22 protein-coding genes and 4 tRNA genes are annotated in these 23,334 nt (G+C 42.0%); 13 read left to right on the plus strand and 13 right to left on the minus strand.

Features of this window, described 5'->3' with window-relative positions:
- Positions 1 to 138 precede the first annotated feature (138 nt).
- Positions 139 to 1,305, plus strand: a complete 1,167-nt coding sequence (gene sucC, locus Q0Z55_RS00135; RefSeq protein WP_297422479.1) for an ADP-forming succinate--CoA ligase subunit beta — start codon at positions 139 to 141, stop codon at positions 1,303 to 1,305.
- 11 nt (positions 1,306 to 1,316) lie between these two features.
- Complete coding sequence (gene sucD / locus Q0Z55_RS00140) at positions 1,317 to 2,228, plus strand: succinate--CoA ligase subunit alpha (RefSeq protein WP_297422482.1); 912 nt, start codon at positions 1,317 to 1,319, stop codon at positions 2,226 to 2,228.
- A 332-nt stretch (positions 2,229 to 2,560) separates the two neighbouring features.
- On the opposite strand, the gene trpS is transcribed toward sucD, so the two are convergent.
- Positions 2,561 to 3,574, minus strand: coding sequence for a tryptophan--tRNA ligase (gene trpS, locus Q0Z55_RS00145; protein WP_297422485.1), 1,014 nt, complete (start codon positions 3,572 to 3,574; stop codon positions 2,561 to 2,563).
- Positions 3,575 to 3,730: 156 nt separating this feature from the next.
- On the opposite strand from trpS, the gene Q0Z55_RS00150 reads away from it, so the two are divergent.
- From Q0Z55_RS00150 to Q0Z55_RS00165, 4 genes are all read left to right on the plus strand, one after another.
- Positions 3,731 to 4,657: a DUF808 domain-containing protein gene (locus tag Q0Z55_RS00150; RefSeq protein WP_297423233.1), complete on the plus strand. Its 927-nt coding sequence runs from the start codon at positions 3,731 to 3,733 to the stop codon at positions 4,655 to 4,657.
- 42 nt (positions 4,658 to 4,699) lie between these two features.
- Positions 4,700 to 5,602 carry a neutral zinc metallopeptidase gene (locus Q0Z55_RS00155; RefSeq protein WP_297422488.1) on the plus strand — a complete coding sequence of 301 codons (903 nt, stop codon included), beginning with the start codon at positions 4,700 to 4,702 and terminating at the stop codon, positions 5,600 to 5,602.
- A 237-nt stretch (positions 5,603 to 5,839) separates the two neighbouring features.
- A complete protein-coding gene (locus Q0Z55_RS00160) occupies positions 5,840 to 7,339 on the plus strand; it encodes a cation:proton antiporter (RefSeq protein ID WP_297422491.1) in 1,500 nt (499 codons plus the stop codon).
- 12 nt (positions 7,340 to 7,351) lie between these two features.
- Positions 7,352 to 7,672, plus strand: coding sequence for an MGMT family protein (locus Q0Z55_RS00165; RefSeq protein WP_297422494.1), 321 nt, complete (start codon positions 7,352 to 7,354; stop codon positions 7,670 to 7,672).
- A gap of 35 nt (positions 7,673 to 7,707) precedes the next feature.
- Here the strand turns inward: Q0Z55_RS00165 and Q0Z55_RS00170 are convergent, their stop codons facing one another.
- Both Q0Z55_RS00170 and Q0Z55_RS00175 read right to left on the minus strand, forming a co-directional pair.
- Positions 7,708 to 8,151 (minus strand): universal stress protein, encoded by a 444-nt coding sequence (locus Q0Z55_RS00170; RefSeq protein ID WP_297422497.1) that lies wholly within the window; start codon positions 8,149 to 8,151, stop codon positions 7,708 to 7,710.
- 343 nt (positions 8,152 to 8,494) lie between these two features.
- Positions 8,495 to 9,115 (minus strand): CatB-related O-acetyltransferase, encoded by a 621-nt coding sequence (locus Q0Z55_RS00175; protein ID WP_297422500.1) that lies wholly within the window; start codon positions 9,113 to 9,115, stop codon positions 8,495 to 8,497.
- A 110-nt stretch (positions 9,116 to 9,225) separates the two neighbouring features.
- Here Q0Z55_RS00175 and Q0Z55_RS00180 point away from each other — a divergent pair, with 110 nt between their 5' ends.
- A complete protein-coding gene (locus tag Q0Z55_RS00180) occupies positions 9,226 to 9,858 on the plus strand; it encodes an FMN-binding negative transcriptional regulator (RefSeq protein WP_297422503.1) in 633 nt (210 codons plus the stop codon).
- Between the two features lie 25 nt (positions 9,859 to 9,883).
- On the opposite strand, the gene greA is transcribed toward Q0Z55_RS00180, so the two are convergent.
- The 3 genes from greA to carA all read right to left on the minus strand — a co-directional run bounded on the left by greA (position 9,884) and on the right by carA (position 14,825).
- Positions 9,884 to 10,360 (minus strand): transcription elongation factor GreA, encoded by a 477-nt coding sequence (greA, locus tag Q0Z55_RS00185; RefSeq protein ID WP_297422507.1) that lies wholly within the window; start codon positions 10,358 to 10,360, stop codon positions 9,884 to 9,886.
- A gap of 78 nt (positions 10,361 to 10,438) precedes the next feature.
- Positions 10,439 to 13,669 (minus strand): carbamoyl-phosphate synthase large subunit, encoded by a 3,231-nt coding sequence (gene carB, locus Q0Z55_RS00190; RefSeq protein ID WP_297422510.1) that lies wholly within the window; start codon positions 13,667 to 13,669, stop codon positions 10,439 to 10,441.
- Between the two features lie 13 nt (positions 13,670 to 13,682).
- Positions 13,683 to 14,825: a glutamine-hydrolyzing carbamoyl-phosphate synthase small subunit gene (gene carA, locus Q0Z55_RS00195; protein WP_297422513.1), complete on the minus strand. Its 1,143-nt coding sequence runs from the start codon at positions 14,823 to 14,825 to the stop codon at positions 13,683 to 13,685.
- Positions 14,826 to 15,134: 309 nt separating this feature from the next.
- On the opposite strand from carA, the gene Q0Z55_RS00200 reads away from it, so the two are divergent.
- The gene (locus tag Q0Z55_RS00200) at positions 15,135 to 15,686 is read left to right on the plus strand and encodes a hypothetical protein (protein WP_297422516.1); all 552 of its coding nucleotides are present in this window, start codon (positions 15,135 to 15,137) and stop codon (positions 15,684 to 15,686) included.
- A gap of 32 nt (positions 15,687 to 15,718) precedes the next feature.
- Here the strand turns inward: Q0Z55_RS00200 and Q0Z55_RS00205 are convergent, their stop codons facing one another.
- Together Q0Z55_RS00205 and yhbY are read right to left on the minus strand one after the other, a co-directional pair.
- The gene (locus tag Q0Z55_RS00205) at positions 15,719 to 16,258 is read right to left on the minus strand and encodes a DOMON-like domain-containing protein (protein WP_297422519.1); all 540 of its coding nucleotides are present in this window, start codon (positions 16,256 to 16,258) and stop codon (positions 15,719 to 15,721) included.
- A 10-nt stretch (positions 16,259 to 16,268) separates the two neighbouring features.
- A complete protein-coding gene (yhbY, locus tag Q0Z55_RS00210) occupies positions 16,269 to 16,592 on the minus strand; it encodes a ribosome assembly RNA-binding protein YhbY (RefSeq protein ID WP_297422522.1) in 324 nt (107 codons plus the stop codon).
- 195 nt (positions 16,593 to 16,787) lie between these two features.
- On the opposite strand from yhbY, the gene rlmE reads away from it, so the two are divergent.
- The 4 genes from rlmE (at position 16,788) to Q0Z55_RS00230 (ending at position 20,772) form a co-directional block, all read left to right on the plus strand.
- A complete protein-coding gene (gene rlmE / locus Q0Z55_RS00215; protein WP_297422525.1) occupies positions 16,788 to 17,438 on the plus strand; it encodes a 23S rRNA (uridine(2552)-2'-O)-methyltransferase RlmE in 651 nt (216 codons plus the stop codon).
- A 136-nt stretch (positions 17,439 to 17,574) separates the two neighbouring features.
- On the plus strand, positions 17,575 to 19,470 hold the full coding sequence (gene ftsH / locus Q0Z55_RS00220) for an ATP-dependent zinc metalloprotease FtsH (protein ID WP_297422528.1): 1,896 nt from the start codon (positions 17,575 to 17,577) through the stop codon (positions 19,468 to 19,470).
- Between the two features lie 74 nt (positions 19,471 to 19,544).
- Positions 19,545 to 20,399, plus strand: a complete 855-nt coding sequence (gene folP, locus Q0Z55_RS00225) for a dihydropteroate synthase (protein ID WP_297422531.1) — start codon at positions 19,545 to 19,547, stop codon at positions 20,397 to 20,399.
- A 58-nt stretch (positions 20,400 to 20,457) separates the two neighbouring features.
- Complete coding sequence (locus Q0Z55_RS00230) at positions 20,458 to 20,772, plus strand: DUF5713 family protein (protein WP_297422534.1); 315 nt, start codon at positions 20,458 to 20,460, stop codon at positions 20,770 to 20,772.
- A gap of 98 nt (positions 20,773 to 20,870) precedes the next feature.
- Here the strand turns inward: Q0Z55_RS00230 and Q0Z55_RS00235 are convergent.
- From Q0Z55_RS00235 to Q0Z55_RS00255, 5 genes are all read right to left on the minus strand, one after another.
- Positions 20,871 to 20,956, minus strand: a tRNA-Leu gene (locus Q0Z55_RS00235).
- Positions 20,957 to 21,025: 69 nt separating this feature from the next.
- Positions 21,026 to 21,111: transfer RNA gene (locus Q0Z55_RS00240), tRNA-Leu, on the minus strand.
- A 110-nt stretch (positions 21,112 to 21,221) separates the two neighbouring features.
- Positions 21,222 to 21,944, minus strand: a complete 723-nt coding sequence (locus Q0Z55_RS00245; protein WP_297422537.1) for a hypothetical protein — start codon at positions 21,942 to 21,944, stop codon at positions 21,222 to 21,224.
- Between the two features lie 113 nt (positions 21,945 to 22,057).
- Positions 22,058 to 22,143, minus strand: a tRNA-Leu gene (locus Q0Z55_RS00250).
- Between the two features lie 10 nt (positions 22,144 to 22,153).
- Positions 22,154 to 22,227, minus strand: a tRNA-Cys gene (locus Q0Z55_RS00255).
- Between the two features lie 154 nt (positions 22,228 to 22,381).
- Here Q0Z55_RS00255 and folD point away from each other — a divergent pair.
- Positions 22,382 to 23,230 carry a bifunctional methylenetetrahydrofolate dehydrogenase/methenyltetrahydrofolate cyclohydrolase FolD gene (gene folD, locus Q0Z55_RS00260; protein ID WP_297422540.1) on the plus strand — a complete coding sequence of 283 codons (849 nt, stop codon included), beginning with the start codon at positions 22,382 to 22,384 and terminating at the stop codon, positions 23,228 to 23,230.
- Positions 23,231 to 23,334: the final 104 nt, after the last annotated feature.

Raw genomic sequence — 23,334 nt, forward strand, 5'->3', positions numbered from 1 at the left:
CTTTTTTTATGCAAAAAAGGTTGTGTTTGCTCAGTTTATCCTCTAAAAATAACAAAGCACAATATGCTTTATAGTCAGTTCGACGGATGTTTGCCCTATAAAGCCACAATATAAAATGAATAACACAAAGGTTGTGACATGAATTTACATGAGTACCAAGCCAAAGCATTATTAAAACAATATGGAATGCCAGTGCAAGAAGGCATTGTGATTGACACAGAGCAAGCAGCACGGGATGCTTTTGAGCAATTAGGTGGTAAGTTTGCGGTGATGAAAGCCCAAGTCCATGCAGGAGGCCGTGGTAAAGCAGGTGGCGTAAAGGTGGTGAAATCAAGTGATGAAGCTGCTGAATATGCTAAAAATTTATTAGGTACACGTTTAGTCACCTATCAAACTGACAGTTTGGGTCAACCCGTCAATCAAATTTTAGTTTGTGAGGATGTTTATCCTGTACAACGTGAATTATATTTAGGTGCAGTGGTGGATCGTTCTAGCCGTCGTGTCACTTTTATGGCATCCACTGAAGGGGGTGTTGATATTGAAAAAATCGCAGAAGAAAGCCCTGAGAAAATTATTAAAGTGGAAGTAGACCCATTGGTTGGTTTGCAGCCTTTTCAAGCACGTGAAGTTGGTTTTGCTTTAAAGCTTAACAATGGACAAATCAATCAATTTGTCACTATTATGACAGGGGCATATCAAGCCTTTGTGGAAAATGACTTTGCTTTATTTGAGATTAACCCTTTATCGGTAAGAGAAAATGGCGAAATCTTATGTGTAGATGCCAAAATTGGCATTGATACCAATGCCTTATACCGTTTGCCGCACATTGCTTTGTTGCGTGATAAATCGCAAGAAAATGAACGCGAATTACGTGCTTCTGAACATGATCTAAATTATGTGGCTTTAGAGGGCAATATTGGTTGCATGGTCAATGGGGCAGGGCTTGCCATGGCCACCATGGATATTATTAAACTCTATGGCGGACAACCTGCGAACTTCCTTGATGTAGGTGGTGGAGCGACCAAAGAGCGTGTCATAGAAGCCTTTAAAATTATTCTTGCGGACACTTCAGTACAGGCCGTTTTGATTAATATTTTTGGTGGTATTGTTCGCTGTGACATGATTGCCGAAGCCATTATTGCAGCGGTACGTGAGGTACATGTTGCCATTCCTGTGGTGGTACGTTTAGAAGGCAATAATGCTGAATTAGGAGCTAAGTTACTGGATGAATCGGGATTAACCTTGATTTCAGCCCAAGGTTTGGCTGATGCCGCACAAAAAGTTGTCGCTGCTGTAAACGCATAAGGAGAAAAATAATGAGCGTACTCGTCAATAAAAATACCCAAGTGATTGTACAAGGCTTTACCGGTAAAAATGGCACCTTTCATTCCGAGCAATCGATTGCCTATGGCACACAAGTCTTGGGCGGCGTAACCCCTGGTAAAGGTGGGCAACGTCATTTAGACCGTCCTGTATTTAACACCGTTAAAGAAGCCGTGCGTGAAACAGGTGCCAATGCTACCTCTATTTATGTACCTGCACCTTTTGTACTTGATTCCATTATTGAATCGATTGATGCGGGTTTAAAGTTAATTGTGGTCATCACAGAAGGTGTCCCGACCTTAGATATGCTCAAAGCCAAACGCTACTTAGAAACGTATGGTAATCATGCACGTTTAATTGGCCCTAATTGCCCAGGGATTATTACCCCAGGGGAATGTAAAATTGGCATTATGCCCGGTCATATCCATAAAGCGGGTAAAATTGGCATTATCTCGCGTTCAGGTACACTCACCTATGAAGCTGTATCGCAAACCACCAAACTAGGCCTAGGACAATCAACCTGTATTGGCATTGGTGGTGATCCGATTCCGGGTATGAATCAAATAGATTGCTTAAAATTATTTGAAGAAGATCCACAAACTGAAGCCATTATTATGATTGGTGAAATTGGCGGAACCGCCGAAGAAGAAGCCGCGGAATATATTCAGTCGAATGTCACAAAACCGGTGGTGGGTTATATTGCAGGAGTGACTGCGCCTAAAGGTAAACGTATGGGACATGCAGGCGCGATTATCTCAGGGGGCAAGGGCACAGCAGAAGAGAAATTTGCCGCCTTTGAACGTGCAGGGATGGCTTACACCCGTAGTCCTGCAGAACTTGGCTCAACTATGTTAAGTCTTTTAGAAGACAAAGGTTTACTCGATCCTGCTATTGCCTTAACTTAAGCATCAAATTCGCCCAATTAAGGCGAATTTTAGGCAAAAAAAATGCGTAATGATTGGGGTATTCATTACGCATAAAAACGAATCTGTTGTAGCAACAGGTTCAGGGGTAACTTAAAGCTCATAGAGGAGAATCTAATGAAGCTGTTTGGCTATGAAGTTATCTTAAGATGTTGATGCTTGAGTTTCAGCAGTATTCAGGTAATAAAGTGTCATGTTGCGTGAACATGTGGCACAAAATGTGAATAAAACCCTTTGATTGTGAATTAAAACTTACACAAGCCCTAGGCATAAAAAAACCCTTCTTAAAAGAAGGGTTTGATTTTTATAATGAATTAAAAACGGAACACGCCAAGCGAAGTTTTCACTTCATCTAAAGTTTGTTGCGTAATGTCACGGCATTTATCTGTACCGTGTTTAAGTATATCCATAATGTAATCTGGATCTTTAGCCAATTCGATACGGCGTTCACGAATAGGGCCAAGTAACTCTTTGAGTACCCCTTCAAGGCGCTTTTTAACCGTACCATCACCTAAACCACCACGGCGATAATGCGCTTTTAACTCTTCCACTTCTTCTTTATTCGGGTCAAATGCATCTAGATAAGTAAATACCACGTTGCCTTCAACTTGACCTGGATCTTCAATACGTAAGTGATTTGGATCGGTGTACATGGCATTTACGGCTTTTTTGACGTCTTTATCTGTGGCATCTAACACAATGGTGTTACCTAAAGATTTAGACATTTTGGCTTTGCCATCAAAGCCTGGTAAACGACCCACATTAGACAATAATGCTTTACATTCAGGCAGTAACTCACGACCTACTTGGCGATTGACACGACGTACAATTTCGTTGGTTTGCTCGATCATTGGAATTTGATCTTCACCTACTGGTACCACAGTGGCTTTAAATGCAGTGATATCAGCCGCTTGTGCCACTGGGTAGCATAAGAAACCGGCTGGAATATCACGTTCAAAACCACGCATCTGAATTTCAGATTTAATGGTTGGGTTGCGCTCTAAGCGTGATACGGTCACAAAGTTGAGATACAACATGGTCAATTCATTGAGCGCAGGTAAGCTTGATTGCACACAAATGGTGGTTTTGGTGGGGTCAATACCTACCGCTAAATAGTCAGTTGCCACTTCAATAATATTACGACGTACTTTTTCAAAGTTATCAGCATTATCGGTAAAGGCTTGTGCATCCGCAAGTAACAAATGCTGATGATGAGAATCTTGTAAACCGACGCGTGAACGTAGCGAACCTACAAAATGGCCCAAGTGTAATTGTCCGGTCGGACGGTCGCCAGTTAAGATTACTGGACGATTATCTGGAGTAGTCATGCTGTCTTCCAAGTCGTTGTATGACATCAATATCACGATGAATAGCGACATTGTACGGTATAAGTTTTATGTGTGTCAGCCTACTGGTAATAAATGCTGTACAGAGTTTTTAAGATTGTAGTTTTAAACTCAAGAAAAATAAAACAGAGAACCAAAATTATGAGCAGCTTACTCTTATTATTAGACGATATTGCCACGATTATGGATGATGTAGCAGTCATGAGTAAAATGGCAGCTAAAAAAACCGCAGGGGTATTGGGCGATGATTTAGCTTTAAACGCACAGCAAGTCAGTGGGGTACGTGCTGAGCGAGAGCTGCCTGTGGTCTGGAGCGTGGCCAAAGGCTCATTTGTGAATAAAGTGATTTTAGTGCCGTTGGCTTTGGCAATTAGTGTGATTGCACCATGGCTGATTAATCCTTTGTTAATGGTCGGTGGCTTATTCTTGTGTTATGAGGGCGTTGAAAAAGTCTTACATACATTGCAGCATAAAAAAGCTAAAACTGCTGAAGAGGCAGCCACCCAATTGGCACTGACTGAAGCGCAATTGCACAATATGGAAAAAGACAAAATTAAAGGCGCTATTCGTACTGACTTTATTTTATCAGCAGAAATTATTGTGATTTCATTAGGCACAGTGGCAACAGCAGCTTTTGTGACCAAAGTGAGTGTTTTAACCGTGATTGCCATTGCAATGACTATTGGTGTATATGGCTTGGTGGCATTAATTGTTAAAATTGATGATATGGGTCTATACCTGACAGAAAAAACTTCAGCTGCTCAACAAAAAATGGGACATGCTCTATTGGCCTTTGCACCAATTTTAATGAAAACCCTGACTATCGTGGGTACACTTGCGATGTTTTTGGTGGGTGGGGGGATTATTAACCATGCGATCCCTTTATTGCATCACTTTACTGAAGATGCGGTCGATCATCTGGAACATATTCCAACTGTAGGCAGCATTATGGGTGCATTGACTCCAACCTTAATTAATTTTGTGATTGGAATTGTGGCAGGTTTGCTTGTGGTGTTAGTGGTTACACTGATCAAGAAGTTATGGCCACGTACAAAAACTCCTTAAAGCTCGCTACAATAAACCCAAGACTGAACAAGGATAACAACTATGCAATGGAAAGGGCGTCGCAGTAGTCACAATGTTGAAGATCGCCGTGGTGGTGGGGCAGCTAAAGCCGGTGGGGTGAGTATCTTAGGCCTAGTGGTGGCTTTTGTGGCATGGAAATTCTTTGGGGTTGACCCGCAACAAGCCTATCAAACAACCAAGCAGGTCACGCAAGGTCAAGTGAGCCAAGCAATTGGTTTAGAAAACCCCACGCCTGAGCAGCAAGAAGCGATGGAATTTGTCAGTGTGGTTTTAGCCGACACGGAAGACACATGGTCACAGGTCTTTCAACAGCAATTGGGGCAAAGCTATCCACCCCCGAAACTAGTTATTTTTAATGGTGTGGTGAATTCTGCCTGTGGTACAGCACAATCGGCCATGGGGCCATTTTATTGTCCTGCCGACCAAAAAGTTTATATTGATACCGGCTTCTTTAAAGATATGCGTAGCCAAATGGGCATTACTGGTGAGCAAAATGCTACGCAATTGTCGCGTAATGATCAAGCGGGTGACTTTGCTCAAGCCTATGTAATTGCACATGAAGTTGGCCACCATATTCAAACGGTTTTGGGTATTTCAAGCCAAGTTCAGCAAGCGCGTAGTCAAGCCAATAAAGCACAAGGCAATGCATTGTCGGTACGTCAAGAGTTACAAGCCGATTGCTTGGCAGGTGTGTGGGCGTATCATAACCATCAACGTACACAGTTTTTAGAGCAAGGTGATATTGCCGAAGCGATGGATGCTGCGCATAAAATTGGCGATGATTACTTACAGAAAAAAGCCCAAGGTTATACCGTGCCGGATAGTTTTACCCACGGTACAAGTGCACAGCGCATGAAATGGTTTGATATTGGCTGGAAAGGCGGACAAATCAATCAATGTGATACGTTTAATCAGCCCATTTAAGGAAATTAAGGCTAATGAAATGGCAGACTTAAAAAATAGGCTGCCATTTTCTTGTGAGATTGAATGATCAAAGCAACGCTGTAGTGTTGGACAAAGCCCAAGCATACTGTATTGGGCTATTTTACTTTTGCACCCAGCTTAAGCATAAAACACGCTACAATAATCATATTAAAAAATGCAAAAAACCAAAGCATTTTTCCTCAAAATATTAGATTTACCGCCATACATGGAAAGCCGATGGGAAATTATTTTTTTCTACAAGTATTCACCGTGATTTTTGCACTGTCGATTGCAACCACGATTTTTAACAAGCGAGTACTTGGCTTTCCACAGGCAATTGGTGTACCGATTGTGTCGGCAATTTTTGTGTTTATTTTGCAATGGGCCGCAAGCTTATTTAATGGTAATCCGTTTATTGTGATTAATTTGCACAATATTGAAGAAGCAGTTAGAAATATTGATTTTTATGACTTTTTAATTAATGGCGTAATCTGTTTTATTTTAACCTCATCGGCGTTGAAATTTAAGGTTTCTGATTTACAAAGCCATTGGAAACCCATTGGCATTTTAGCCAGTCTCGCTTTGGTGTTATGTGCCGTATTTTTTGGCGTGGTGCTGTATGGCTATCAATTTTTAATGGGGCAGCAGGTTGATTTATTGGTGTTATTGCTGCTTGGTGCAGCTTTAGGCGCAACTGACCCGATTGGGATTAAGGGAGTGCTCAGTTCAGTACGTGCGCCTCATCACCTCATGGTTAAATTAGAAGGTGAGTCTTTATTTAATGATGCCATGTGTATTGCAGTGTTTATGACTTTACTTAATGTTTTAAAGGGCGAAAATTTTACCGTACTGGGTGTCTTAGAAACCTTACTTTATGAAATTGTGGTGGCTGTGGTGATTGGCGTAGCCTTTGGTCATGGGATTTTACGTTTATTACGCGGTAAACACGAAATGGAGTCCTTAATTTTAACCACAGCATTGTTAGCCTGTGGTTCATATCTGGTGGCTTTATTTGCACATGCCTCTGCACCGATTGCTTGTGTGATTGGGGGCTTAATTGTGGGTAATAAATGGAAAGAAATTTTACAAGAGCTAGAGATTCGTGAAGTCAATCATTTTTGGCATACGGTTGAAGGCATTATTAATTCGTTCTTGTTTACCTTAATTGGGTTGGAGCTATTTATTTTAGATTTAAGCTTTCATTTAATTTTAGGTGGCATTGTGGCCTTTATGATTTTGCATGCCTCACGTTTTGCTGCCAATTATTTATCCTTTGCTTTTTTCCCGAGTGTACGTAAAAAAAGTTATAACGGCAGCTTAACCATTTTGTCTTGGGGTGGGGTACGTGGTGGCATTTCATTGGCACTGATTTTGGCAGTGGCAAATATTCCCCAGTTGGCAGAATATAGTAGCATCTTGATTGGTTATACCTTTATTGCAGTGTTGTTATCGGGTGTGGTATGTGGTCTAGGTTTACCTGCAGTGATGAATGCCTTTTATTATAATCCGCAGCAAGAAACCACAGGCTTTAAAGGCTGGTATCAGCGTATGTGCCATAAAATGAATCGTAAAGGATTTCAGTATCGGGTGAGTGAAGATGCGCAAGGGCGTGAGGTAATTACAGTGTATAAAGCCGATGAATTAATTGACTTACGCAGTGATGATGGAATTGCTGCCGTGCATAATCCTGAAAAAGCCCAAGAGGTAAAACGCTTAGAAAGCCCTGATAATTTCTAATGCTTGATGAATATGAAAAAGTCTATACAGCATGAACTCGCCCCCATCATTTTAGCTGTGGTGGCGCAAATCCCGTATGGTTATGTGGCAAGCTATGGACAAGTGGCGCGGCTTGCAGGTTTAGCTCAACATGCACGTTTAGTCGGACGCGTGTTGCAATGCATTGATCAAGATAGTGATTTACCTTGGCATCGTGTGGTGAATGCACAAGGGCGTATTTGTACGCAAAACTTAAGCAATGGCGAGAATTTACAGGTGTTGTTGTTAGCGCGAGAAGGTATTGTGGTCAATCATCAGCGTGTCAACATGCGCCAATATAGATGGCAGATGTAAAAACTCCCCACATGAGTGTGGGGAGCATATTTTTTTTAAGGATGACGTACCACAAGCACAGGAATATCGACTTCTGTGAGTACATTTTGCGCAACACTACCTAAAAATAATTTTTTAAGACCCGTGCGACCATGTGAGCCAATAATAATCAGATCAACATTTAATTCTTCTGCGGCTTTCACCAACTCGCGATGCACCACTTGACCTTCAACCAATTTGGTGTCTACTTCTACGCCTAATTCAGCAAATTTCTCTTTTGCGCTGCTGAGATCGCTTAAGATTGCGCCACGGGCGCGTTCGATCATGTCATTGGTTTGAGATGCAGAAATATATTCAGCGGCAATATACGGGTCAAGTGCTAATACCTGTACCACGGTAATTTTAGAGTTAAATGCTTTGGCAAAGTCAGCAGCTTTTTCCACAGCGGCAAGTGAGGTTGCTGAGCCATCGACTGGGACAAGGATATGTTGGTAAGCCATGTTGTTGTTCCTTATTGTTAGGTTTTAATGTTTATGTTGCTATAGTAACGCAAAATTTCTTTGAATAAAACCAAGTAAATTCATCTAGATAATTTAAGCTTTGGCAAAATTGAAGCTAACAGAAAATTGTGAAGATACAAGGGTGATTGCCACCAAAGTCGGGGCATATATAGACGAATGGTCAACGTTTAGGTGAACAACTCACCCATTATGTAGATAGGTTGCAATGTGGTGCAGAACGTTAGGGTGACGTGGTGAGTGACACCTTGGAAAAACATTGTTTATAGCATTTTGTATTTCTTGAATTAGCTATAAGGAAGAGAAGAATTATCTTTTTACTGTGCTATATGCTTAGTGAAGTGAATAATTCCTCAATATCATCCGTCTGCAACTGTTCACGCATTTTTAAAAACTGTTTTTCGTCTAAGTCATACAGATTTAAAGAAAGCAATTTTTGTATATCTTCTTCTGAAAAACGATATTTAATGATTTTAGCCGGTACACCGCCCACCACTGCATAAGGCGGTACGTCTTTAGTCACCACAGCACCTGTGGCCACCACAGCACCTTCGCCTAAAGTCACGCCTTGCATGATCATGGCACGCGAACCAATCCAACAGCCATCGCCAATCACGGTGTCGCCTGCGGGCACAAAACTACGTGTATCAAATGGAAAAGCTGAAATCCAATCGGTGCGGTGTAATTGGTTGCCGCCCATCATAATCACGCACTCTGCGCCAAAACAGACAAAGTTACCAATATAAAGCTGATCAATCGGTTTATCAGGCGTGGAAGCTTTGTTATGTAAATAGCGCACCACACAACGCTCAAAACCTTGATCCCAATACGCTGAGTAGTAACTGTAATTGCCTTTGATATGAATATTGGGGTTGCGAACGGTTTTAGCAATAAACTCAAACTCACACCAATGTTTTACAGGCGAATTAATTAACGGCTCAGACATAAACACTCAAGGCAAATAGCGAAGCCCAAAGTATAGCCGAAAATTGGCAGCGCGTTTTTGGCAAATTTATTTTATAGTGCTGCAAGGTCATAATTAAATCGGGCACCATCATGTCTATTCCTCAAGAATTTCAAGAAACAAGACCCACCGAAATTGCGCGTTTAATCGATGAATATCCTTTAGCATGTATTGTGGCACATAGCAAATCAGGTCTTGTGGCTACACATTTACCGCTGTTATTAAAAGATCAAACTTGCTTGGTGGGGCATATGGCATGTGCCAACGAGTTGTTTACTCAAGTCAAGGCAGGGCAAGAGGTATTGTGTATTTTTAAAGGCGAAGATGCTTATATCTCTGCCAATGATTATCCAAGTAAGCAAATTGATCATCAAAAAGTACCTACATGGAATTATCAAGCGCTACATGTACATGGCACAATTGAATTTTTTCATGCTCAAAAAACTAAGCTTGCTGCATTAGGTCAACTGACCCAACAACAAGAACGCAAAACCTATGGCAAAGCAGCTTGGAAAATGGCAGATGCACCACGTGATTATCTTTTGGGCTTACTTGAGGATTTAGTGGTGTTTAATATTCAGATTAGCGCTATACACGCAATTTCTAAACTTAGTCAGGATAAAACCGCATCAGATCAGGCTGGGGTACAGTTGGCTTTACAGCAACGTGATCAGTTAAAACTAGCAGCTTGTATGCAAAATACTTATAAAAAACCCCTCAAATGAGGGGTTAGATCAGTTTTGCTGAAATTTAGAGGTATTCAACACTCACGATTTCATATTCAACTTCACCTTGTGGTGTTACGATTTTGACGTCATCGCCTTCGCTTTTGCCCAATAAACCACGAGCAATTGGTGAGTTGACAGAGATCTTATTGATTTTAAAGTCAGCTTCGTCATCACCTACGATTTTATAGGTCTTTTGCTCTTCGGTGTCTAAGTTTTCAATAGTGACTGTCACACCAAAAACCACACGACCATTTTGTTCAAGATCTTTAACGTCGATAACTTGAGCCGCGCCCAATTTACCTTCGATGTCTTGTACACGACCTTCACAGAAACCTTGCTGTTCACGCGCTGCGTGGTATTCGGCATTTTCTTTTAAGTCGCCGTGTTCACGCGCTTCTGCAATCGCGGCAATAATACGAGGACGGTCAACTGTTTTAAGTTGATGTAATTCTTTCTCTAAGGCAATTTTGCCTTCAGGCGTCATAGGATAACGTTGCATGTTGTCCCTCAAAAAGTGAAATCTATAAATGAAAAAAAGCCCGCCACCAAGAAGGTGGCGGGACTTCCTGGAAGCGAATTAACCTTGAGTTAAATCTTGTAGACGATAAACATCCATCGGTAACTTAATCGCTAAAGCTTGGCATACCGCATCTGCACCATTTAAGGTTGTGGTGTTATACACTTTACCTTGAAGGGCTGAACGACGGATCGAGAATGAATCCTCTTGTGCCTTTTTACCTTCAGTCGTGTTAATCACAAGGTGGATTTCGCCGTTTTTAATACGATCCACAATGTTAGGACGACCTTCAGTCACTTTGTTGACACGTTCACATTCAAGACCAGCTTCGCTCAGTACTTTAAATGTACCATCAGTTGCAAGAATCTTGAAGCCTAGTTCAATCAGCTGTTTAGCAATACCAGCAGCACGTGGCTTGTCTGAGTCACGTACAGAGATAAATGCATGTTTCACTTCGCCTTCTGTTGGCAAACCTGGTAAACGTTCATTCGCGCCAAGTACCGCTTTATAGAACGCTTCACCAAAGGTTTTACCCACACCCATTACTTCGCCAGTCGACTTCATCTCAGGGCCAAGGATTGGGTCAACGCCCGGGAATTTATTGAATGGGAACACTGCTTCTTTTACAGAGAAGTGAGCAGGGATGATCTCTTGAGTAAAGCCTTGCGACTCTAAAGATTGACCCGCCATACAACGTGCAGCTACTTTGGCTAAAGACTCACCGATACACTTAGAAACAAACGGCACAGTACGTGATGCACGTGGGTTCACTTCTAGGATGTAAACGTCGTCGCCTTTCACAGCAAACTGAACGTTCATCAAACCAATAACACCAAGCTCTTTGGCCATAGCAACAGTTTGACGACGCATTTCGTCCTGTACTTCTTTAGATAAAGAGTACGGAGGAATAGAACATGCTGAGTCACCTGAGTGAATACCGGCTTGTTCGATGTGCTGCATGATACCGCCAATCACAACGTCTTTACCGTCAGATACGCAGTCTACATCCACTTCGATCGCATCATCTAAGAAACGGTCAAGTAAAACAGGAGAGTCGTTAGACGCTTGAACTGCATCGCGTAAGTAGCGTTTTAACTCTTCATCGTTATACACGATTTCCATTGCACGACCACCAAGTACGTATGATGGACGTACCACAAGTGGATAGCCGACTTTAGATGCTTCAGCCATACCTTCTTCAGCAGATTTTACAATGCTGTTGTTTGGTTGACGAAGTTGTAGACGTTGAATCATTTGTTGGAAACGTTCACGGTCTTCTGCACGGTCAATTGCATCAGGTGATGTACCGATAATTGGTGCACCAGCTTCTTCTAAAGCACGCGCCAATTTAAGTGGTGTTTGACCACCGTACTGAACGATAATGCCTTTAGGCTTCTCGATACGGACGATTTCAAGAACATCTTCTAAAGTAATTGGTTCGAAGTACAAACGATCAGATGTATCGTAATCTGTAGACACCGTTTCAGGGTTACAGTTCACCATGATAGTTTCGTAGCCGTCTTCACGCATAGCAAGGGCTGCGTGTACACAGCAGTAATCGAATTCGATACCTTGACCAATACGGTTAGGACCGCCACCAATCACCATGATTTTGTCACGAGTCGATGGATTCGCTTCACATTCTTCATCGTAAGTTGAGTACATGTAAGCTGTGTCAGATTCAAACTCTGCAGCACATGTATCCACACGTTTGTAAACTGGCATTACGCCTAAGTTCCAACGGTATTTACGGAATTGTTTTTGTGAAATGCCCATCAAGTCGGCAATACGAAGATCTGATAAACCTTTACGTTTAAATGCACGGATGTTGTCGGCATTTAAATCACCAAAACCTAAGGTTTTGATTTGGTTTTCAGTTTTGATGATGTCTTCGATTTGAATCAAGAACCATTTGTCGATATTGGTTGCAGCAAACACTTCATCAAGGTTAAAACCATGACGGAATGCATCGCCAACAAACCAAATACGCTCAGGACCTGGAACTTTAAGCTCTTGTAAGATTTTCTCACGCGCGCCTTCAGTACCCAATTCGATTTTTTCGTCAAAACCAGATGCCCCCACTTCTAAACCACGAAGTGCTTTTTGCATAGATTCTTGGAAGTTACGACCAATCGCCATCACTTCACCTACAGATTTCATCTGTGTGGTTAAAGTTGCATCAGCTTGTGGGAATTTCTCGAAGTTGAAACGAGGAATCTTGGTTACAACGTAGTCAATCGCAGGTTCAAAAGACGCTGGTGTTGTACCGCCAGTGATGTCATTTTTCAACTCATCAAGCGTATAACCCACAGCTAGTTTCGCAGCAATCTTAGCAATTGGGAAACCAGTTGCTTTAGATGCAAGGGCAGAAGAACGAGATACACGAGGGTTCATCTCGATCACAACCATACGACCAGTTTTCGGGCAAATACCGAACTGTACGTTTGAACCACCAGTTTCTACACCAATTTCACGAAGTACAGCTAAAGATGCATTACGTAAAAGTTGGAATTCTTTGTCTGTTAGGGTTTGTGCAGGAGCAACAGTGATTGAGTCACCAGTGTGCACGCCCATTGGGTCAAAGTTTTCAATGGTACATACAATGATACAGTTGTCGTTTTTATCACGAACAACTTCCATCTCGTATTCTTTCCAACCAATTAAAGATTCATCAATCAATAATTGTTTAGTCGGAGAAAGATCGAAACCGCGTTCACAAATTTCAATGAATTCTTCACGGTTATAAGCAATACCGCCGCCTGAACCACCCATCGTGAATGATGGACGAATGATCACAGGGAAGCCAAAGCGTGCTTGAATTTCTAAAGCTTCTTCCATTGACTCAGCAATGTCAGCTTTTGGACATTCAAGGCCGATTTTACGCATTGCTTGGTCAAACAATTTACGGTCTTCAGCTTTTTCGATCGCTTCTTTGGTTGCGCCGATCAATTCAACATTGTATTTTTCTAAAATGCCGTGCTCATCAAGGGCAAGGGCACAGTTCAATGCAGTTTGACCACCCATTGTTGGAAGAACTGCATCTGGGCGTTCTTTTTCAATGATCGCTGCAACAGTTTGCCATGTAATCGGTTCGATATACGTTGCATCTGCCATTGCAGGGTCAGTCATAATGGTCGCTGGGTTAGAGTTGACCAAAATAACACGGTAACCTTCTTCACGAAGGGCTTTACATGCTTGCGCGCCTGAATAGTCAAACTCACATGCCTGACCAATCACAATTGGACCCGCACCTAGAATTAAGATGCTTTTAATGTCTGTACGTTTAGCCATGATGCTTCCTTAATTACTTCTTAGATGCTTCGATAAGTTCGATGAAATGATCGAACAATGGTGCGCAGTCATGAGGACCCGGGCTTGCTTCAGGGTGACCTTGGAAGCTAAACGCAGGCTTGTCGGTACGATGAATCCCTTGTAGGGTTTGATCGAACAATGACTTGTGCGTCGCTTTAAGGTTTGCAGGTAAACTATCTGCATCCACTGCAAAGCCGTGGTTTTGTGAAGTAATCATCACTGTGCCAGTTTCGATGTTCTGTACAGGATGGTTAGCACCGTGGTGACCGTGAGGCATTTTTACAGTCTTCGCGCCACTTGCAAGTGCAAGAATTTGGTGACCCAAGCAAATACCAAAAACAGGTACGTTACGAGCATCTTCTACAATGGTTTTTACAGCTTCAATTGCGTAGTCACATGCAGCAGGATCGCCAGGGCCGTTCGATAAGAACACGCCATCTGGATTTAACGCTAACACGTCAGCCGCAGGAGTTTGTGCAGGAACAACAGTTAATTTACAACCGCGATCTGCAAGCATACGTAAGATGTTGGTTTTGACACCGTAATCGTATGCAACAACATGGAATTTAAGTTCAGGTTGAGAAAAACCTTTGCCAAGCGTCCAAGAACCCTCAGTCCATTCAAAACCGTTCGGATCACAGCACTCTTTTGCAAGGTCTAAACCATTTAAGCCACCAAACGCACGTGCTTTTTCTAATGCTTGTTCTTCTGTGATATTTTCACCAGCTAAGATACAGCCGTTTTGCGCGCCTTTGTCACGTAAAATACGTGTTAAGCGTCGAGTGTCGATATCTGCAATGGCAACCACATTGTGCGCTTTTAAGTAATCACCTAGTGATTGCTCGGCACGGAAGTTGCTATGTAATAAAGGAAGGTCACGGATAATTAAACCGTTGGCCCATACTTTGTGAATGCGACCCGACTCAGCGTCTTCTTCATTACAACCTGTATTACCGATATGTGGGTAAGTTAAAGTCACAAGTTGTTGCGCATAACTTGGGTCAGTCAAAATTTCTTGATAGCCAGTCATGGCAGTATTGAAAACGACTTCACCAGTCGTACTACCCGATGCACCAATAGACGTTCCTTTAAAGATCGTACCATCGGCAAGGGCTAAAATGGCGGGAGTGCTCAAACCAAAGCTCCTGAAATTTAGGCTGTAAAAAAGCGAGAAGACGAAAAAAAAGGAAGGTTATTTTTTAAACCTACCCTCCCTTGTCTGCTCGCTTGAACTTAACACGGAATTATACGCCCTAAACAGGCTAAAGTCTATTTTGTTTTAGCCTAATATGTAATATAAATGCCTTGCTTTTTACTCAAAAGTCTGTTTGTTGAACAAGCTTAAAAAAATGTAAGCATTTTAGAATTGTCTAACAAATCAAAACTTAAATTTTATCAGTTTCGATTAAGCTCCACCCATCAACCATAAAAACAGGAACAAAAAATGAACGATACAGCCAAAACTCCAACAACCAAAACAGTGCTTAAAGATGGCGCTGAAAAACTTGATCAAAAGCTGCAAGAGGGCAAAGAAAAGGTGCTTGAAAAAGCAGCACAGAGCCAAGAAAAAACCAGTGCCAAAGTTGAGCCAAGCGCAGAAGTCACTGCTAAAGCCACACAAGCAGAAGCTGAAACGCAGGCAATGCCGACTCAATCCTTAGAGTCTGTGGCAACAGAAGCGACTGAAAAACCTGCTACGGTGCAAGAGAAAATTGCTCAGCTTAAACAAGACCTATTACAGCGTTTGGAGGAGCTTAAAGGTTTAAAAGGGGCTGACTTATCTGAGATTAGCGCATTTGTAAAAGCTGAGTTTAATGCCGTGATTGAAGATTTATCTAAATTGGGTAAAGAGCTGAAACAAGATGTCAGTGAGATTTCGCTAAAACACAAAGAACAACTCACCGAAACTCTAAAGCGTTCTAAAGAACATACCTTGGAAGCTTTGAGTAAATCAGCAAAATCTGACACGCAAGATGACAGCAAGCCCCAAGCTTAAGCCATAAAAAAAGTGAGCGTTAAGCTCACTTTTTAAAATACGTGTAACCAATCGCGCTTATTGTGGAAATCGGCTTGTGCACCACTATGTTGCATAGCATAAAGCTGTTGACCTTGCGTGGTTTGCATCACTGCAGTGAGACCAATAAATAGATCTTGCCACTTGAGCTTATGTTTAAGCATAAATTCAGTTAAGTCTAAGCTCACATTTAAGCCATAATGGGTGCGCTTTAAGCTATTAAGCTCGATGTCTGTTGCAACTTGAGGAGGCATATCTTCAGGATAGCGATATTCCTCAAATTGATAGGCTTGCCAAGCTTCACTTGGGGAGAGATTAATTTCGCGGTAATAATCTTCGCCTTTGACCCCTATAAAAATCTCATAACAGGTCTCTTGCCAAAGATAATCTTGACGCTCTAAACCCGAAGCAGGCGCAGGCCAAATGACCCATTGATTTGGATCACGTAACCAAAAACCTACATTTAAGGTGTATGGGCTTAAATTCTCAATGGCACCTACAATCGAAATAGCTTCAAAACGGCGTTCAAAGGCGCAAAGTTCGTAACTTGCCATCTGTTAAAAATTAGTTCGACAAATGTGCATGACGCACAAGATTAGATAATTTTTGGTTTTGTTTTGCTGCCTTTTTATAAAGCAACACAATTTTACCAATGGTTTGTACAATTTGCGCTTCAGTTGCTTGCGCAATTTCTTCAATTAATGCTGCACGTGCTTCACGATCTTCTGCAACAATTTTAACTTTGATCAGTTCATGGTCATTTAAAGCACGGTTTGTTTCTTCAATGACATTCTCAGTTAAACCTTGACCGCCAAGCATCACCACTGGATTGAGTGCGTGACCAATTTGACGTAAACGTTTGCGTTCCTGAATAGATAAAGCCGCCATGAAATATAACCTAATTTTAAAAACGGCTTAGTATAGCAAATTACACAATCAAACGCTGTAAAAACTGTATAAATAATCGATCTTGTTAATAGGAAAAATCAGCCAAGTGGCGCGATTTAGATACACTTGTCTACTGCAAAAAGCGTGTTTTTCACGTACAATGAAAGATTAGAAGTTTTTTGTATTTAGAGAGTTATGGCGACGCGCATTACCAACCAAAAATTATCCAAAAGTAGTCGTGATTGGATGCGAGAGCATCTTGATGATCCTTTTGTCAAACGAGCACAAAAGGAAGGGTATCGTGCACGCGCAGCGTATAAACTTCTTGAAATTCAAGAAAAATATAAAATGATCAAACCAGGTATGATCGTGGTTGATCTTGGTGCAGCACCGGGAAGTTGGTCACAAATTGCAGGTAAATTAGTGGGCGATAAAGGTCTATTGATTGCCTCTGATATTCTACCAATGGATGCACTGCCAGATGTGACCTTTTTACAAGGTGACTTCCGTGAAGAAGAAGTCTTTGAAAAATTGTTAGAAATTTTAGATGGTCGTACTGTAGACGTTGTAATTTCTGATATGGCCCCCAATACTTCAGGGAACAAGGCGGTTGATCAACCTCGTCAAATTTATTTATGCGAATTAGCACTCGACTTTGCCACAAAAGTACTCGGTCCTAAGGGACAGTTCTTGGTGAAAGTGTTCCAAGGCTCAGGTTTTGATGAGTTCCGTAAACAAGTTGTCGATAACTTTGATGTATTAAAAACGGCAAAACCTGCGGCATCACGCGCACGCTCAAAAGAAGTTTTCTTGTTGGGTCAAGGGCGTAAGAAAGCGTTTAAATAAACAAAGTCTACTTGCCAAGCCGTTAAAAATTGTGCATTTTGTACTTTTTTAACTTTGACAGCTGATCTTCAGCGAAACCTTTAGGATCACACCCACTTCGGGCATGATCAAATTAGATTGATATGGGAATAAAGCTTTGAGCGATCTCTTCAAGAATGCCGTATTGTGGCTGGTGATACTTGGCGTACTGATTCTGATTTTTAGTAACATCAGTAGCGGTGATAAGCCAACAGCGATGAACTATTCAGAGTTTGTTGCTGCGGTGGATGCTGGCCAAATTAAGCAAGTGACAATTGATGGCGAAAGAATTAGTGGCGAAAAGACCAATGGTACTCAGTTTGAGAGTATTCGCCCAGCGGTTCAAGACCCTGCACTGATGCCAAGCCTGATTGAGAAAAACGTGATCGTTGAAGGTACTGCGCCTGCACGTCAAGGTTTATTGATGCAACTTCTCATTGCAAGTTTCCCTGTACTTTTAATCATTTTGTTATTCATGTTCTTTATGCGCAACATGGGTGGTGGTGCAGGTGGTAAGAACGGCCCAATGAGTTTTGGTAAGTCTAAAGCCAAAATGCTGACTGAAGACCAAATCAAAGTTACTTTTGCTGACGTTGCTGGTTGTGATGAAGCCAAACAAGAAGTGGTAGAAATCGTTGATTTCTTAAAAGACCCTTCGAAGTTTAAGCGTTTAGGTGCGACGATTCCAAAAGGCGTATTGATGGTCGGTCCTCCAGGTACAGGTAAAACTTTACTTGCCAAAGCCATTGCTGGTGAAGCAAAAGTGCCGTTCTTTAGTATCTCAGGTTCTGACTTCGTTGAAATGTTTGTTGGCGTGGGTGCATCGCGTGTGCGTGACATGTTTGAACAAGCCAAACGTCATGCACCATGTATCATCTTTATTGATGAGATTGATGCTGTTGGTCGTCACCGTGGTTCAGGTACAGGCGGCGGTAACGATGAACGTGAGCAAACCTTAAACCAGATGTTGGTTGAAATGGATGGCTTTGAAGGCAATGAAGGGATTATCGTCATTGCTGCAACAAACCGTGCAGATGTACTGGATAAAGCATTACTACGTCCAGGTCGTTTTGACCGTCAGGTGATGGTGGGCTTACCGGATATTAAAGGTCGTGAGCAAATCTTAAATGTACATTTAAGAAAATTGCCATCAACCACAGGTGTTGATGTTAAAGTTCTGGCACGTGGTACACCGGGCTTCTCAGGTGCGCAGTTGGCGAATCTTGTAAACGAAGCTGCATTGTTTGCAGCACGTCGTAACAAAAACACCGTTGATATGCATGACTTTGAAGACGCTAAAGACAAGCTCTATATGGGTCCTGAACGTAAATCGATGGTGATTCGTGAAGAAGAACGTCGTGCGACGGCTTATCATGAAGCAGGGCATGCGATTGTGGCTGAAATTCTGCCAGGTACTGACCCCGTACATAAAGTAACCATTATGCCACGTGGTTGGGCATTGGGTGTAACTTGGCAGTTGCCAGAGCACGACCAAACCAGTCATTACAAAGACAAAATGTTAAATGAACTTTCAATCTTGTTTGGTGGTCGTATTGCCGAAGAAGTGTTCATTAATCAAATGTCGACAGGTGCGTCTAATGACTTTGAACGTGCTACTAAAATGGCGCGTGCTATGGTCACTAAATATGGTATGTCGGATAAGATGGGTGTGATGGTCTATGAAGATGACTCTCAGCAATCCTTTATGGGCAGCTTGGGTAGTCGTACTATTTCGGAAGCCACTCAGCTTGAGATTGACCGTGAAATCCGCCGTATCTTAGATGAGCAATACAAAGTCGCTCGCGATATCTTAGAAAATAATAAAGATATTGCACACGCGATGGTGAAAGCCTTGCTTGAATGGGAAACCATTGATCGTGATCAAATTCGTGACATTATGGAAGGCCGTGAACCACAGCCACCAAAAGTCTATGTTGCGGAGAATCCAGTGATTGATGTGACTCCAACAGATGCACCGACCACACCACCGCCATTGCCTAGTGCAACGAGCTAACAAAAAGAGCCTCATTTGAGGCTCTTTTTTTATGCTGCACTGCTAAAATACTTTGCTTCAACAAGGAGAGCACTATGCAACTAATGCCTTTACCACAACGTGTATGGAATTTTGGTGATCTGAGTTTAGATTTATCAAAACCCCATGTGATGGGAATTTTAAATGTTACCCCTGATTCATTTAGTGATGGTGGTCAGCATCATGCTCAAGCAGCAGCTGTGCAACGTACTTTGCAGATGATCGAAGAGGGTGCGACAGTGATTGACATTGGGGGCGAATCTACGCGTCCTGGTGCCACTGTAGTAGGATTACAAGAAGAGCTTGACCGTGTCGTACCTGTGGTTGAAGCCTTGGCGCAATATCCTGTGGTGTTGTCGATTGATACTTCACAGCCTGAAGTGATGCGAGCTGCTGTACAAGCAGGCGCACATATTTGGAATGATGTCCGTGCTTTAACACGCCCACATGCCTTACAAACTGCTGCTGCTTTAAATATTCCTGTGATTATTATGCATATGCGTGGTGAACCCACTACCATGAATAGTTTGGCTCAGTATGAAGATGTCACAGAAGATGTATTGCAAGAGCTACAACAGCGTATTAATGCCGCTTTAGCAGCAGGGATATTGCCACACAACATTATGATTGACCCCGGCTTTGGCTTTGCCAAAGATGCTGAGCATAATTTTAAATTGCTCAATGAATTATATCGTTTAAATGCTTTGGGTTATCCAATGTTGTCGGGCTTATCGCGTAAACGTTTTATTGGCGAGGCTTTAGGCGGTGTCGAACCTACTCAGCGTGCTGTTGGTTCGGTGGCAGGGCATTTACTCAGTGTGCAACAAGGCGCATCATTGGTGCGAGCACATGATGTACGTGCCACCGTAGATGCACTAAAAGTCTGGCAACGCATGATGCAGATTTGTTGATTAGGTTAAATTGTGTTATACAAGCTCGCTTTAGAGTATTGAGTGTATAGAGTACTGTATGTTTGCAGATTTACTTCTCCCCATGTTTGATGATGAATATTACCCAGATATCCTTGTTGCTGAAGTGAAGCAATTGGTTGAACAGTTTGGCAAGAAAATTGCCAAAGGTAATTTATCTGAAACTGAAGTGTATGCTTTGGCACAGTTGACTGTGGTGGAATTAAATAAAATGAAACCGCAGTTTGAAGATTTGGATTCAAGTTTAGATGATACCGCAGCAGATTATATTGCCGAAGCCATGATGATGGTGGCACAAGATCACGGTTATATGGATCTTGAAATGGAAGAGCTGGTGTCTAACCGCGAATGGTAGTCTAACGATTGCCCTGTGATCAACAGGGCTTTTTTATAGGCGTAAAAAAACCAGCTTATCGCTGGGTTCTTTATTTGCACCATTCTTTAAGTTAAGAATGGTGCCCGAGGCCAGACTCGAACTGGCACGCTTTGTGGGCGGGGGATTTTAAATCCCCTGTGTCTACCGATTTCACCACTCGGGCTTTTTTCGTTCAATTTTTTGCAAGAATTTTTAAATTCTTAGCGCACCATTTTAATGAACGACTTTAAAATGGTGCCCGAGGCCAGACTCGAACTGGCACGCTTTGTGGGCGGGGGATTTTAAATCCCCTGTGTCTACCGATTTCACCACTCGGGCATGAGCGCAATATTAAAGAACTATTTTTTATATGGCAAGCATTGTTTGTGTTATTTGCTATATTTTTAAGCAAATCATGTGTTTGTGTTTAATAAAAGCACGATTTTGGATTACATTAAGCTATCTAAGTATTTTTCAATGTCAGTGTGCTTATATTTTTTGCACAACTCATGCTCGTATTTATACAGCTCTAAATGCAAACTCAAATAATATTGCATTTGCAAACTTTGTAATTTGGCTTGTTGAGAGCCTTTTTTGAGTAAGCGGTAACGCCATTTGGCCAACAGGGTCTGTTTATAACTCCAAAAGCTGGCGCGACGAATCTGTTGCAAAATATAATACTCTTGGCTTGTGGTCTGTTCACGAAACAAGTTTTCTTTATAAAAACGTACAAAACCAAAACTTATGGCAAAGAACAATAAGAGATACAGCATGAACATGCTATCGAGATACAGCATATTGAGTGCTTGTAACACTACCAATACCGTTAATTTAATGGGTGCATGTTTTTGTTGCTGATAAAACGAATGCGAGCTGTGTTTGGCTTGCTTTAAAATGCAAGGCACATACAGCATAAACAACAGCATGAGAGTCAAGCTCGCCAAATGTGCGGCTTGCAATTCATAGCCTAAGTTGCTGATAGAAGTTTTAATTAAAATATAAAAGGGGATAAAAATAAGTGCACTGAGCAGCCAAGGAATCAGTTCTTTGAGTTCATCTAACATACCTTTGGTTTTAATTGCACTGTACAAGATAAACTGGGCACGAAAGGCTTGAGGATGCTTTTTTTGCAGTTCTTGTAAATATTGCAGGGGGCTTGGCTTAGACCGCATAGTGTCCAACTAACAAAAAATAAAAACCAATATAATCGAGTTTATAAATTTTAGGCATAAAAAAACCAGCTTATCGCTGGGTTCTTTATTTGCACCATTCTTTAAGTTAAAAATGGTGCCCGAGGCCAGACTCGAACTGGCACGCTTTGTGGGCGGGGGATTTTAAATCCCCTGTGTCTACCGATTTCACCACTCGGGCTTAACAAGATTGGAGGCGGAGGTCGGAATCGAACCGGCGTACACGGAGTTGCAGTCCGCTGCATGACCACTCTGCCACCCCGCCACGTCTTGTTGATGCGTATATTATCAACTCTGAAAAAAAACGCAATAGGGGGTATTGCACGAATGCTTATAAAACGTACATATAACGAAAAAAACCTGAAAATATCATGTATTATGTGCAAAATTGATTCATATCCATACTTGGGAGAAGTGCCATGGCATTAGTTTTAGATGGTCGTGCATTAGCGAAGCAAATTGAAGCTGACTTGTTAACACGCGTAGAAGCGTTAAAGGCAAAATCGGGTCGTACGCCAATCCTTGCCACTATTTTAGTGGGTGATGATGGCGCATCTGCCACTTATGTACGTATGAAAGGCAATGCATGTCGCCGCGTGGGTATGGATTCTTTAAAAGTTGAACTTCCAAAAGAAACCACGACTGAACAGTTATTGGCTGAAATTGAAAAATTAAATGCCAATCCAGATGTTCACGGCATTTTGTTACAACATCCAGTGCCAGCGCAAATTGACGAGCGTGCGTGCTTTGATGCAATTTCATTGGCAAAAGACGTAGACGGTGTAACGTGCTTAGGTTACGGTCGTATGGCGATGGGTGAAGCAGCTTATGGCTCAGCAACTCCGGCTGGCATTATGACCATCTTAAAAGCAAACAATATTGAAATCGCAGGCAAGCATGCGGTTGTTGTGGGTCGCTCTGCAATTTTGGGTAAACCAATGGCGGCCATGCTGCTTGAAGCCAATGCAACAGTGACCATTTGCCATTCACGTACGCAAGATTTAGCCAGCTTTGTGAAGCAAGCAGACATTATTGTCGGTGCAGTGGGTAAAGCTGAATTAATTCAAAAAGATTGGATTAAGCAAGGTGCCGTGGTGGTGGATGCAGGTTTCCATCCACGTGATGGTGGCGGCGTCGGTGATATTCAGTTACAAGGTATTGAAGACATTGCGTCTGCTTATACGCCAGTTCCAGGTGGTGTTGGTCCAATGACGATTACAACTTTAATTCGTCAAACGGTTGAAGCCGCTGAAAAAGCCTTAGGTTAAGTTTTTATTGGCATAGCCTGATGGTCAATGCACTATAAAAAATATGGGAGCCTTATCTTATACATCTAAGATAAGGCTTTTTTAACAATTGATGAGATACACGT

Source organism: uncultured Acinetobacter sp. (assembly GCF_947626835.1).
In the GTDB taxonomy this organism is placed as follows: Bacteria; Pseudomonadota; Gammaproteobacteria; order Pseudomonadales; family Moraxellaceae; genus Acinetobacter.

Excerpts from the sequence above, each read along its gene's own strand:
- sucC (WP_297422479.1), top strand. The coding sequence starts at position 139 with ATGAATTTACATGAGTACCAAGCCAAAGCATTATTAAAACAATATGGA.
- sucD (WP_297422482.1), top strand. The coding sequence starts at position 1,317 with ATGAGCGTACTCGTCAATAAAAATACCCAAGTGATTGTACAAGGCTTT.
- trpS (WP_297422485.1), bottom strand. The coding sequence starts at position 3,574 with ATGACTACTCCAGATAATCGTCCAGTAATCTTAACTGGCGACCGTCCG.
- Q0Z55_RS00155 (WP_297422488.1), top strand. The coding sequence starts at position 4,700 with ATGCAATGGAAAGGGCGTCGCAGTAGTCACAATGTTGAAGATCGCCGT.
- Q0Z55_RS00160 (WP_297422491.1), top strand. The coding sequence starts at position 5,840 with ATGGGAAATTATTTTTTTCTACAAGTATTCACCGTGATTTTTGCACTG.
- Q0Z55_RS00165 (WP_297422494.1), top strand. The coding sequence starts at position 7,352 with ATGAAAAAGTCTATACAGCATGAACTCGCCCCCATCATTTTAGCTGTG.
- Q0Z55_RS00170 (WP_297422497.1), bottom strand. The coding sequence starts at position 8,151 with ATGGCTTACCAACATATCCTTGTCCCAGTCGATGGCTCAGCAACCTCA.
- Q0Z55_RS00175 (WP_297422500.1), bottom strand. The coding sequence starts at position 9,115 with ATGTCTGAGCCGTTAATTAATTCGCCTGTAAAACATTGGTGTGAGTTT.
- Q0Z55_RS00180 (WP_297422503.1), top strand. The coding sequence starts at position 9,226 with ATGTCTATTCCTCAAGAATTTCAAGAAACAAGACCCACCGAAATTGCG.
- greA (WP_297422507.1), bottom strand. The coding sequence starts at position 10,360 with ATGCAACGTTATCCTATGACGCCTGAAGGCAAAATTGCCTTAGAGAAA.
- carB (WP_297422510.1), bottom strand. The coding sequence starts at position 13,669 with ATGGCTAAACGTACAGACATTAAAAGCATCTTAATTCTAGGTGCGGGT.
- Q0Z55_RS00200 (WP_297422516.1), top strand. The coding sequence starts at position 15,135 with ATGAACGATACAGCCAAAACTCCAACAACCAAAACAGTGCTTAAAGAT.
- Q0Z55_RS00205 (WP_297422519.1), bottom strand. The coding sequence starts at position 16,258 with ATGGCAAGTTACGAACTTTGCGCCTTTGAACGCCGTTTTGAAGCTATT.
- yhbY (WP_297422522.1), bottom strand. The coding sequence starts at position 16,592 with ATGGCGGCTTTATCTATTCAGGAACGCAAACGTTTACGTCAAATTGGT.
- rlmE (WP_297422525.1), top strand. The coding sequence starts at position 16,788 with ATGGCGACGCGCATTACCAACCAAAAATTATCCAAAAGTAGTCGTGAT.
- folP (WP_297422531.1), top strand. The coding sequence starts at position 19,545 with ATGCAACTAATGCCTTTACCACAACGTGTATGGAATTTTGGTGATCTG.
- Q0Z55_RS00230 (WP_297422534.1), top strand. The coding sequence starts at position 20,458 with ATGTTTGCAGATTTACTTCTCCCCATGTTTGATGATGAATATTACCCA.
- Q0Z55_RS00245 (WP_297422537.1), bottom strand. The coding sequence starts at position 21,944 with ATGCGGTCTAAGCCAAGCCCCCTGCAATATTTACAAGAACTGCAAAAA.
- folD (WP_297422540.1), top strand. The coding sequence starts at position 22,382 with ATGGCATTAGTTTTAGATGGTCGTGCATTAGCGAAGCAAATTGAAGCT.